8 protein-coding genes are annotated in these 11,883 nt (G+C 34.9%); 4 read left to right on the top strand and 4 right to left on the bottom strand.

From position 1 onward, the window contains the following. Window position 1 precedes the first annotated feature (1 nt). Entirely contained in the window at window positions 2–814 is an 813-nt protein-coding gene (locus SIO70_RS00375) for a glycosyltransferase family 2 protein (protein ID WP_320578389.1), read from the bottom strand. Between the two features lie 221 nt (window positions 815–1,035). On the opposite strand from SIO70_RS00375, the gene SIO70_RS00370 reads away from it, so the two are divergent. Together SIO70_RS00370 and SIO70_RS00365 are read left to right on the top strand one after the other, a co-directional pair. Then, on the top strand, window positions 1,036–2,556 hold the full coding sequence (locus tag SIO70_RS00370) for a hypothetical protein (protein ID WP_320578387.1): 1,521 nt from the start codon (window positions 1,036–1,038) through the stop codon (window positions 2,554–2,556). Between the two features lie 57 nt (window positions 2,557–2,613). Beyond that, a complete protein-coding gene (locus tag SIO70_RS00365) occupies window positions 2,614–3,801 on the top strand; it encodes an acyltransferase (protein ID WP_320578385.1) in 1,188 nt (395 codons plus the stop codon). Here the strand turns inward: SIO70_RS00365 and SIO70_RS00360 are convergent. Together SIO70_RS00360 and SIO70_RS00355 are read right to left on the bottom strand one after the other, a co-directional pair. Further along, complete coding sequence (locus SIO70_RS00360; protein WP_320578383.1) at window positions 3,795–4,745, bottom strand: alpha/beta hydrolase; 951 nt, start codon at window positions 4,743–4,745, stop codon at window positions 3,795–3,797. The genes SIO70_RS00365 and SIO70_RS00360 overlap by 7 nt on opposite strands. 651 nt (window positions 4,746–5,396) lie before the next feature. Next, window positions 5,397–5,963: a hypothetical protein gene (locus SIO70_RS00355; protein WP_320578381.1), complete on the bottom strand. Its 567-nt coding sequence runs from the start codon at window positions 5,961–5,963 to the stop codon at window positions 5,397–5,399. Window positions 5,964–6,274: 311 nt separating this feature from the next. Between SIO70_RS00355 and SIO70_RS00350 the strand changes: the two genes are divergently transcribed. Next, on the top strand, window positions 6,275–6,766 hold the full coding sequence (locus tag SIO70_RS00350) for a TlpA family protein disulfide reductase (RefSeq protein ID WP_083730375.1): 492 nt from the start codon (window positions 6,275–6,277) through the stop codon (window positions 6,764–6,766). Window positions 6,767–6,915: 149 nt separating this feature from the next. Further along, the gene (locus tag SIO70_RS00345) at window positions 6,916–8,805 is read left to right on the top strand and encodes a DUF262 domain-containing HNH endonuclease family protein (RefSeq protein WP_320578378.1); all 1,890 of its coding nucleotides are present in this window, start codon (window positions 6,916–6,918) and stop codon (window positions 8,803–8,805) included. A gap of 148 nt (window positions 8,806–8,953) precedes the next feature. Here SIO70_RS00345 and SIO70_RS00340 read toward each other — a convergent pair whose 3' ends face one another. Beyond that, window positions 8,954–11,674 carry an outer membrane beta-barrel protein gene (locus tag SIO70_RS00340; RefSeq protein WP_320578376.1) on the bottom strand — a complete coding sequence of 907 codons (2,721 nt, stop codon included), beginning with the start codon at window positions 11,672–11,674 and terminating at the stop codon, window positions 8,954–8,956. Window positions 11,675–11,883: the final 209 nt, after the last annotated feature.

The raw sequence follows: 11,883 nt of genomic DNA, 5'->3' as shown, positions 1-11,883 counted from the left end.
TTTATGCCTGTTTAGGGATAGCTTGGTTTTTGATTGATTTGCTCACTATGCCGTATTTAAGGATACAGTAAATAGTTCTGACACCGTCTTTCCAGTTAATCTTTTTACCCTCCTGGTAGGTTCGGCCATAATAAGAGATACCTACCTCGTAAATCCGGATCCTGGGCACTTTGGAAATTTTTAGTGTTACTTCCGGCTCAAAACCAAAACGTTTTTCTTGTAGTGGGATTTGTTGTATAATATTTGTCCGGAATACTTTGTATCCTGTTTCCATATCTGTTAAATTCAGGTTGGAAAACATATTTGAAAGGAATGTAAGCACCTTATTCCCGATGGTATGCCAGAAGAATAGAATACGATGAGGACTGCCACCCATAAAGCGGGAGCCATATACAACATCTGCAAAACCATGTACAATAGGTTTGAGCAAAGTATTGTATTCATAGGGGTCGTATTCCAGGTCCGCATCCTGGATTAAAAGAAATTCTCCAGTGGCATGCATGATACCAGTATGAATAGCAGCGCCTTTTCCACTATTGACAGGTTGGGCGAAGTATTTAATAATTGTGTCATTACATGCAGACATATATGATTGTATCACTTTCTCAGTGCTGTCAATAGAACAGTCATTAATGATAATGATTTCTTTTTCAATGTCATGAATGAGTCTTACATTCCTGATCTTATCCAAAATCTGGGGAATAGTATTTTCTTCATTGTATGCAGGTATAATAACAGACAGCCTTTTAATCTCTTTTTTGGTATTTGTTTGTAAAGTAGTGCCGTCATCAATACTTTTTAGAAGGTCTTGCATACGGATGTCTTTTAAAAGGGGCAATGAATGGGTTACAAATTTTATCCAGGTTAACTCGTCAATGGTTCCTGCCGGCGAATGGATTAGGAAATACAAATAAAATAACTATCCCTGAAATATGATGGCGGTGTCAAATAAATTGAATATCCGGGATCTGAAGGAATTTTTTTATCTTAGGAAAGTGTTTGATAGCCCAACAGTTCATCCCAAATTTCCCAAACATGCCAACATTTGTTCAATCCCCCACACCTGACTTTATATCCTATGTGTTGAAAGATCCAGTGAATAGATTGTATGCATGGATAGCTATTGCAATATGTATAGTGAGTTGGTTCTTATTTAAATATTTTTATCCTAATCCTAATATTATTTTTGATTCCTATTATTATATTATGGGTGCAACGTCTAATGAAGACGTGAGTGCCTGGCCGATAGGGTATTCAAAGTTTATCAAGTTGATTGGGATGTTTACACATGCAGTAAATGCCTTGTTGATATTACAGTTTGTTATACTAGAGGTATGCTTTTTATTTTTCTTCTTTTCAGTGCGTTATTTTTTCTATTTGAGCAGGTTATCTTCCAATATATTGTTTGTCTTGATTTTTTTAAATCCTATTTATCTGTATACCTGCAATTTGGTGCTTTCTGATGCATTGTTTTTAGGACTTAGCCTGGTATGGATAATTAATTTGTTTTGGATTATTTTCCGGCCGCAGGTATGGATGGTGATTACACAGGCGCTTTTATTGTTTGTTACATTCAGTATGCGCCATAGTGCGATGTATTATCCAATAATAGGTTGTGTAGCATTATTTTTTAGCCAGTTAAGGCTAGGTGTTAAGATATTTGGAATTTGTTTTCAGTTCTTATTGGTGGGTGGGTTTATTCTTTATACTACACATTTAAATGAGCGTATTTATGGTGTGAGGCAGTTTTCTCCATTTGAAAGTTGGAAGGTGGCGAGTAATGCTTTGTATGTATATGAACATGTACCTGAAAATGAAAAAAAGGCTGTTCCTGTAAAATTTAAGGAACTGGATAAAGAAGTGAGGCAGTTTTATAAAACCAAAAAGTATCAAATTTCGTTATTTACTCCAGATCCTTCGTGGGGCAGCTATTATATGTTTATGTTTAATTCTCCTTTGATCTCTTACCAGGAGAAGAAGTTAGGGATGGATTCAATATTTTATGTTCTTAGTATAAAAAACTTTTCGAAAATGGCTCCTTTGTATGATGAATACGGCAAGTTCATCCTAAAAAGTTACCCGTTTACATATGCTAAGAATTTTGTAGTACCGAACATATGGATATACATGTTACCATATCCAGAAGTTTATTATGACGATTATAATCCTTTTACCTTTTTACCCGATACTTTGGGTGGGATAGCAAAGAATTGGTTTGGAAAGATTTCTCTGACAGCTCCCAGGAAAAATGTAGTATTTCGGACGACGCTTTTTACATTTTACCCGGTAATCAATATGTTGATTCATTTTATTTTCATTATTACAGGTATCGGTTTTTATGTATTGAAAGGATATAGGCGCATGAAGGCGCCTTATTTTAAGGGGATTCTGATGATAAGTATATTGTGGTTGTTGAATTTTGGGTTTATTATTATTGCGTCAGCTAGTTTATTGAGATACCAGCTTTTTATAACTGTGGTTGAATTGGTATTTATGCTTTTCTTTATTGATTTTCTTTATGTAAAAGACAATCAGAAGCATCCTTTGGAAAAGTAGCATTGAGAAAAGAATTATACGTTATTGTATTTCACATACACCTATTAATTCTGTAAAATGGGAATATTTAATGTTTACCTCTTTTTTGTTGTAATTACCATTGCAGCCATTACTCTTTTTTTATTTAATAAAATAATCAAAGTAAAATTACCAGATAGAAGTTATAACTCCATTGATGGTTTAAGGGGGTATTTGGCCTTAGGGGTCGTATTTCATCATTTTATGATCTGGTATGTGTTCCTTATAACGGCAAAATGGACGTATCCACCTTCGAGATTTTATAACCATTTAGGACCTACTAGCGTGAGTCTATTCTTTATGATAACGGCATTCTTGTTTTTTACCAAAATAAGAACCAGCAAGGGGGAAATAGACTGGCTAAAATTGTATATAGGCCGGGTTTTAAGAATTTATCCGTTGTATGTATGTGTGGCTGTTACGATCATGGTAATAGTGATGATAGAAACTGGGTGGAAATTGAATGAGCCTTTTGGTATTTTGTTAATAAGGTTTGTTGAATTGTTCTTTTTTGGACAACAAGATATTAATGGGTATCCATTGACAAGGTTTATTGTTGCCAGGGTTATTTGGAGTTTAGCATTTGAGTGGGTGTTCTACCTTAGTTTACCTGTTTGGGCGTTGCTTATCTTTAGAAAGAAGGTTAGTTATTTTGTTCTTTTTTTATGCATCCTGGGGCTTTTGGTCTTTTTGTTTGTTATTTATACACATTATCCAGCTGGAATTCTTCGAAGGATGTGCCCGTTTTTGGGTGGAATAGCTGCCTCTTATATTAGCCAGCGAGAATCCGTGATAAAAGTTGCAAAAACTAAATATGTGTCGGTTTTAATACTTGTTCTGTTCTTTATTGCAATTTATTTTTTTGACAATGCTTATTCCATAATACCATTTCTTTGTATTGCATTATCTTTTATTGCGATAGCAGCAGGTAATGATTTATTTGGTATATTAAGTATAAAACCGTCACTTTTACTGGGGCAGATTTCTTATAGCATATATCTAATTCATGGTATATTTTTATTTATCGGGTTATGGTGTTTACCATCATTAAGAGAGATTGCCATGGCAAGTGCTTCAAACTATTGGATTTTTATAACGTGTACGACCATTTTGATAGTGCTGGCAAGTTCCCTGACCTATAAATTCATAGAAGCGCCTTTTATATCAGCAACGCCCGCTGTTTTTCGGAAAGTAAATAGCTTTTTGAAGGCTAAGCTGGCTTATTGAATAGCCATTTTCCAGGTACCTTTTATAATCCATTGCAGGCATGGATCAATCCATTGTTGTTCCGCTGTGTGATTGTTGATGCCGAAGCCATGCCCTCCTTTAGTGTACAGGAATATATTTGACGGTACTTTAGCCTGTTCGAGTGCGGCATAAAATAATAAAGAGTTTTGCACTTTGACAATATCATCGTCAATAGCACTGGTAATGTAAGTGGGAGGTGTGTTGGCATCTACATGTAGCTCGTTGCTATATTTTGCAACCAGTTCAGGGGTTATATCTGGACCTATCAAATTTTGCCTGGATAGTTGGTGGGTTAAACTGTCAGCAAAGGAAATAACAGGGTATACAAGTACCATAAAATCAGGTCTCAGGTTGGTATGTTTTGGATTGTTTATGTAAATATCACCAGGATGGGTACAGATGGATGATACCAGGTGTCCACCTGCGGAAAATCCCATGATACCGATGCGATTTTTATCCAGCTGATATTTTTCAGCATTTTCTCTTACGAATTGTAGTGCCTTTTGAACATCCTGGAAAGGACCGGTTGTTTTATTTTCCATTAGATCACTCCTGGGAACGCGATAATGTAGTACAAAGGCGGTAATCCCGTTTTCAGATAGTTTTTTGGCAGCGGGAATGCCTTCCTGTACATCTGCTACGTTCCGGTAGGATCCGCCAGAACAAATGAGTACAGCTATGCCGTTGTTCTTACCTGCATCCGGGCGAAATACGGTCAAGGTGGGCATGATGGTCCGGGCTTTGATGATGGTGGTATCATTACCGGTAAGCCAGCTTTTGCCATGAAGGGTGTCATTTAAAATGTTGGTGAGGATAGCACCGGGGACTATGCCATTTTCATATAGTGGGAACTGCGTTTGGGCTTTGATATTTAATGGAGAATAGCACAAGCAGAATATTATTAAATATTTAATGTTTTTCATGTTTTTATTTAATATGCTATATGCAATAATACGGAATACTTTTTTCGGTGGGTCTAATTATTTAATGCTTTCTCCTAAGTAAGTACATGCGGCTTGCTTATAATTTTAATAAGGTCGCGAAATGTACTCACTTATGAGAAAGTTTATTTTTCCATTGTTGTTAATTTTATGCATAGGGTGTTATGAAGGGCAGCCTCCAATTCCGGATATATCAATACCGGCTCCTAAGGGGACAATGTATTATGATACGTTGTATCTGCCTGGGGAGAATAAACGGGTGAGTATTTGTAAAACAGTAATAGAAAAGGTTATAACCGGTTATACTAAGTGTTGAGCTATTACACGGACTACCAATCCTACCCCTATTTTTTCAGCAAAGGAGTAAACCCATTTACCAGCATTTTTTAAATGCTCGACAATATTTTTACTTTCTTTGGCTGTTTGTTCAGCATCAGTCACTTCCCGTCTGGAAAAGTAAACCCAATTCTGTTATTAGCAGACTATCAAAATTCATTTTTACTTCTTCTCTCTTAAAAGTAAATTTTAGTGTTAAGATTCATTATTACCTTCTGTTAATACCTATTTAGTATTTAAATACCCAAAGTATTCAGTTTTATAAATCAATATTTCAAGGAACTATCATGATAAACGCTATCTCTTTTTCCTGAAATAACGGTCATAGTGCTTCTCAAACAAATCACTTATTTCACCATTTTGGCCGGCGATGTAATATGCTGCATGCACCGTTTTTATCATTAGTTCAGATTCTTCCTTTGATAGAATTAAATACGGAAGGCCTGTTTCCCGTAAAAAATCTAAGTATTTAAAATTTACAGTATTATAATCCCAATCGAAATCATAAATCTCCTCCTCGTTTTTGTCTCTAATAATTATCTTGTTACCATCTATTAACGTTTCTTTATTTTCAGCCGCTTTTTGCATTATTGAACCAACCTCAATAAATAATTCTGCTAATTCCCCTGATCTTGGTAATACAAGTGTTGTTCCTTCTGATGCCTTTTTGCCATGCAGTGAAATATCACAATCATCTAAAAATGTAGGAGGGAAAACACCTGCATACGTTCCGTCTAAGTTAAAAAGTGTAAGAATTTCTTTCTCTCCCTTAATCAATTCTTTAAAATTGTCAATAGATACCCCATCAGCTAAATTTATTGAAAATTGTTGCCCTGTTTCTTTGTGAGTGAGAATATATTCCATGATTTTATTTTATAAAATATTAAAAAAGTTGCAATAACAGCAACTGTTATTAACCAAAATTTAGTTAATACTCATATCGTAATACGCCACATTTGGTACCCAGAAGGTCAAAAAAACGCATCTTAATATGTTTTCTACTTATGCAACTATACCCAGAATTTCCATTTTGCATTAATATTTTTAATTCGCCACCCGGTATTGTTACTCCTATTTTTTGCCCCGACCTCCTAAGAAATAATCCCTGTTACAATTTTACATTTGATTGCATATGTGTTTCCATTTTGTAACCCACGACTTCAAAAATTAATTATATGAAATACTTTAGCCTGTTGTTGTTGACAGCCCTACTAGCAGGATGCTATGCTCGTGTACCTGAAAAAACAGGATTAGAAGGTAAGCCTATTCCTCATTACACTGTTTTGCTATCTGATAGTGTTACTTATTATAATACAGAGCATATAAAAAGTGGTAGACCTGCGGTGTTTGTTTATTTTGGAACTTATTGTGTGTTCTCCAAGGCACAAGCGAGGGAAATTGCTGATTATATGGATAAGATGAAGAATATCGATTTCTATTTTGTGACGACATCTGAGTTTGGGGATATGAAGAAGTTTTATAAAGAGTATAAATTGGATAAATTTAAGAATGTGATAATGGGAAAGGATTATTCGAATTTTTTCGCTGATTATTATGAAACGGCGGGTGTGCCATTTATTGCTATTTATGGGAAGGATGGTAAGATGATAGCTGCATTTGACGGAAAGGTAAGTCCAAGGCAGATAAGGAATTGTGCATTGGGTTGATATGTTATTTATGTAATAATATTATATGAAGCAGGCTCATAAGGCCTGCTTTTTTTTTGAAATGGTTGTTAATCAATTGTTAACATGAGTCTAGCGATGTTATAATAATATCATGACAGTAATAATGTAAAAAAGTTTCGATTCTACTTATGGACAATCAATTACAATCAGTTTCAAAAATATTTACTGAAAAGATTTATAGAATACCGGATTATCAGAGGGGATATGCGTGGACCAAAAAGCAATTAAAGGAATTTTGGAGTGATGTGAGATTGTTAGAGGATGGGAAAAACCATTATGTAGGTGTATTGACGCTGGAGAAAGTTCCCAAAGATACATTTACTAAGTGGCAGGATGATGAATGGGTTATTACTTCTAAAAGTTTTGAACCATTTTATGTAGTGGATGGTCAGCAGCGATTATCTACTATTATCATTTTGATTCAGGCAATTACGGAAGTAGTTGATGAAAATCAAACTTTGAACTATTCAACCCTTAATGAAATTAGGAAACGCTATATTTTTGATTCTAAGGATAAAGGAATCTCCAGGTCTTACATTTTCGGGTATGAAAAGGATAATCCAAGTTATGAGTTTTTAAAGACCAGGGTATTTAATGAACAGTCAACGGATGGATATACCAAAGAAGAGACTATTTATACCAATAATTTATTTTTCGCAAAAGATTTTTTCATTGAGAATTTGAAGGAATTAAGTTTTGAAGAGATAGAGGTAATTTTTAAAAAGGTAACTCAAAATCTCTTGTTTAATATTTATAGTATCACCTCTGATATTGATGTGTTCATTGCCTTTGAGACGATGAACAATAGAGGAAAACCATTGTCAAATTTGGAACTACTAAAAAATAGACTTATTTATTTGTCTACCAAGTTTAATGCTGAAGAGTATGAAAAAATAGAGTTAAGAAAAAGAATTAATACTACCTGGAAAGCAGTATATCATTATCTGGGAAAAAATAAGGATAATATTTTACATGACGATTTATTCCTGATGAATCATTTTATGATTTTTATCGGGGGAGAATTAGACCTGGATGAATATCTGGGAGGGGGAAGGCGATCACGATGGTTTTTTAGAGAATATTATGCAAAGTTTTTATTAGAGAATAAGTTTAGCCTAAAGATTCTATATGATAAAAAATTAACAATTCAGGATATTGATAATTATATAGCCAGCTTGAAGAAAAGTGTGGAAATCTGGTTTAGTATTCATAACCCAATGTTGTCATCTGATTATGATGATGAAGAGAAATTATTACTGGAGAGGTTATATAGAATGGGACTTGATCAGTTTGAGCCACTACTTTTGTCATATTATTTAAAAAAGTCAACAAGAAATATTAGAGTTAAATTCTTAAAAACCCTTGAAAAATTTGGGTTCTGTAATTTATGGCGGTTAGGTGCTTATTATCTCGATCCTCATTTTTCAGATAGAAAGGCAATTGAATTAGCTAGAGGAATCATTTCTGTATCAGAATTGGAGAGATTTTTTAGTGATGCAATAGTTGCAATTCAAAATTCTGATTTTTGGGAAGAGGCAACAAAAAAAATCAAGAATGATGGTTTTTATTCCTGGAATGGAATACGATATTTTTTATTTGAGTATGATTTTCATCTGAAAGAGATCTCAAAAACGAAGCGATTAAAAATAAATTGGGAGCAATTCTCAGCTGAAAAGGAGGATTATATTACGGTAGAACATATATACCCGCAAAAGGCTACGGATCCTTGTTGGAAAAATGAGTTTAACATTTATTCGGTTAGAGAAAGGGCTGCACTTGTTAATTCTTTAGGTAACTTATTACCACTTTCGAAGCCTAAAAATTCAAGTTTACAGAATGGATGTTTTAGCAAAAAAGTGGATAATGATATAAATAAGGTAGGTTATCGTTATGGTTCCTATTCAGAGAATGAGGTGAGTAAGTTGCCGGCGTGGACCCCTAAAGATATTTTAGAAAGGGGATTGAGATTGCTAGATTTTATGGAGGCAAGGTGGGGAATAATAATAGGAGACGAATAAGCAAAGATCAGGATGCTTGGATTAGAGTTCTTGAGTAAAAAATTAAGTGCAAAAAGCGTAAAATCATCATAATATTTGAATAGTATTTCAAGTAAAAGGGCAGGCCTGGATAAGCCCGCCCTTTTTAGAATTGATAACTCAGTTCCATTTATGATGGTTTGGAAACTTCGTTTGATATAGGTTGGCTTTTCCCTGCTGGATAATTTTTGATAAACCAGGTAAAGCTCAGCATAAAGTAAGGTTGAAGCACTGTCTGCCTGGTATCCTCCACATAATTATCAGCAATATTCCTTGAAATACTCTTGTTTTGGTGCAAAAGATCATATCCGGAAAATTTAATCATCCCTTGTTGCTGATGAAATAGTGTTTTCGCAATATAGCCATTCAGTAAGGCTATCGTCGTATTATACCCAGCTGCTCTTCCGGTATTAACAGTATATCGTAGATCATTACCTATTATAATTCCTGCCGGTAAATTTAAATTGTAGTTGATGGATAAATAGTAGGTAAAGTAATTTGTATTGTTATTTGAAAGAGCATCGTATTTATTACCAGTATAACTAAGCCTGGCCAAAGTATTAATGTCGAAAATTGTTTTGTAGCGATAGTTGATATTTAATTCTTCATTGACGTTGTAATTATGAACAAATGAACGGGTCTCTTTTGCATTGATATATGTCAAGGTTATATCCCTATTATATCCAATATCAGTGGATAAGTTGATCCTGGTAGAAATGGGTTTTAACAAAAAGCTGTTAGCGAAGTAACCTTTTAGGTTAAAGGCTCCATCTTCATTGATAGGTCTGGAATACTGACGGCCAGTGCTGTCATAACGAGTTGAATTAATCACCTTATGCTGAGTAACCTCTCCTGTTATAAATGTAAAGAACCCTGATAAGGTCTGCAGATTAAATGCGTTATATCCAACCATTACATTATGCTTGTACGATGGTTTGAGGTCTGGATTCCCTTCCTGTATTAATAAGGAATTCGCCAGGTTAGGTAAAGGTTGTAACTGCTGGGCAGTAGGCAAGATAGTGCTACCATTATACCCAAATTGAATAGCCTTTTCCTTAGAGATAGATATTCTAAGTTTGGCGGAAGGGAAAAAATTAATATAGCTTTTATTAAAAGATGGTGCAATCGTGTTTTCAGTGTTTAATGTAATAAACTGGGTGCTTATGCCTAATAAATAATCATATTTCTGTTTATTAGTGCGAACCTGTATTCCAGCGTTTTGGGCCAACGATTTGTTGCTGGAAATATTGCTAAGGCTGTCATTGATGTTATCATACTTACCTGAGACCGAGTCCTGATCGTATGTTTTATTTGTTAGGTTATTCACATTTTTATTGAGTGAATAAGATAATTCCATTACCCGATCTTTTGTAAATGGTGTTGTATAGCTAAGTCGTAATGCCGAATTGTTAGCAGTATTATCATTTTGAGAAAGTCTATTATAGCCAGTGGAATAGGCCGGCGATAAATGTGTATCTTTTGTTTGGTAGGTGTTTTTGCCATTGTCTTTGCTGGTATTGAAATTCACATCTGCACTAAAGGTTTGGCCTGGCTTTTTGAACTTTTTCCTATATAAACCATGAAGGCCCATGTTAGGGGTGGTTTGTTGAGTTGTATTGTGTGCGATGCCAATTATGCTGGTATCTTTATTTTGATTAAAAGATTGGTAATTATTGTCCAGGATTGTATTGTTAGTTTTGTAGGTTAATTGTGGGGCGATCAACAGTGATTGAGAGGTATTTATTTTATACATGACCCTCATTCTAAGATCGTGTTCGGTAGTACGTGAGCTATTCAACGATTGTTGGTTATACAACCAGGAAGTATCTGGTAAGAAAATTTGTCTTGCACTAATGGTATTATTCTGAGAATGGTTTCGGTTTGCTGAATAGCTACCATCAACCTGGAGATTTTTTCGTTTTTCCACATTATAATTAACAGCCCCGGACCATATATCCGATGTTCCATTACCTGGTACCATGCCTGGAGAGGTGCTACCAGGATTAAAAAATCGGTCATTCAGGTTATTGGCATTCGCGATTACTGAAATACGATCTTTCTCACTAAAGCTATTGATGCTGAGGTTTCCAGCGTACCTGTCATTGGTACCATATCCGACAGCTGCAGCACCAGTCATCCCTCTGCGTTTATTCTTTTTAAGGGTAATATTGATTATTTTTTCATTATTCCCGTCATCAAATCCGGAAAACTGGGCCTGATCAGATCTTCCCTCAATGAGTTGAATTTTATCGATTATTTCTGCTGGTAAATTTTTAGTCGTAAGGGCTACATTATCTCCAAAGAATGGTTTACCGTCTACAAGAATCCTTTTTACAGCAGTTCCTTGGGCAGTTATTTTACCACTGGGATCGACCGAAATGCCCGGAACTTGCTTCAGCAATTCTTCTACTACTGCATTGGGCATGGTCTTAATACTACTTGCGTTGAACTCGAGTGTATCCTTTTTAATCACGACAGGGGGAATGGATTGTTTGATCTCAATTCCATTTAAAGTAATGGATTTATTTTTCAACAAGATCTTGCCAAGATCAGTATAAGATTTTGAGATACTGATTTTCCGATTATAAGATGCATAACTCATAATGGAAATATATAGCTGATAGATACCGGTAGGAACCTGTTGAATAATAAATTTGCCTTTTTGATCGGAAAATGAAGTAGCAATTGCCTTATTCTCTTTCAAAACAGAGATAGTAACGTCTCTTACTGGCTGGCCAGTAGCAGAGTCCGTTACTATGCCTCTGATTTCGTTTGTTTGGGCAACAGACAGGAAGGGGGGAAAAACTAGTATACATACAAATATCTGAATCCTCCTACTTAGGATTTTCATTGGGACCTGTTTTTTCTAAATTGCAAAGTGGAGGGTTTTGTAATATAAAAAAGTGACAAATTTTGTCTTGATAAGAAGTGAAATAGATGTGATTACTTTGGTCGGTAGTAAATTTTGCCGGATCTCTAAAGAAAAATGATTCCTGTACTACCAATATGATCTTATGGTATTATTACTTTGATAAGATATAACATCCATTGAATTAAGCC

This window comes from Chitinophaga sancti (genome assembly GCF_034087045.1).
In the GTDB taxonomy this organism is placed as follows: domain Bacteria; phylum Bacteroidota; class Bacteroidia; order Chitinophagales; family Chitinophagaceae; genus Chitinophaga; species Chitinophaga sancti_B.
This window is presented reverse-complemented; position numbering and strand designations above follow the sequence as displayed.

What these genes read in the sequence shown, in the direction of transcription:
- SIO70_RS00375 (WP_320578389.1), bottom strand. Translation starts at nt 814, where the DNA reads ATGCAAGACCTTCTAAAAAGTATTGATGACGGCACTACTTTACAAACA.
- SIO70_RS00370 (WP_320578387.1), top strand. Translation starts at nt 1,036, where the DNA reads ATGCCAACATTTGTTCAATCCCCCACACCTGACTTTATATCCTATGTG.
- SIO70_RS00365 (WP_320578385.1), top strand. Translation starts at nt 2,614, where the DNA reads ATGGGAATATTTAATGTTTACCTCTTTTTTGTTGTAATTACCATTGCA.
- SIO70_RS00360 (WP_320578383.1), bottom strand. Translation starts at nt 4,745, where the DNA reads ATGAAAAACATTAAATATTTAATAATATTCTGCTTGTGCTATTCTCCA.
- SIO70_RS00355 (WP_320578381.1), bottom strand. Translation starts at nt 5,963, where the DNA reads ATGGAATATATTCTCACTCACAAAGAAACAGGGCAACAATTTTCAATA.
- SIO70_RS00350 (WP_083730375.1), top strand. Translation starts at nt 6,275, where the DNA reads ATGAAATACTTTAGCCTGTTGTTGTTGACAGCCCTACTAGCAGGATGC.
- SIO70_RS00345 (WP_320578378.1), top strand. Translation starts at nt 6,916, where the DNA reads ATGGACAATCAATTACAATCAGTTTCAAAAATATTTACTGAAAAGATT.
- SIO70_RS00340 (WP_320578376.1), bottom strand. Translation starts at nt 11,674, where the DNA reads ATGAAAATCCTAAGTAGGAGGATTCAGATATTTGTATGTATACTAGTT.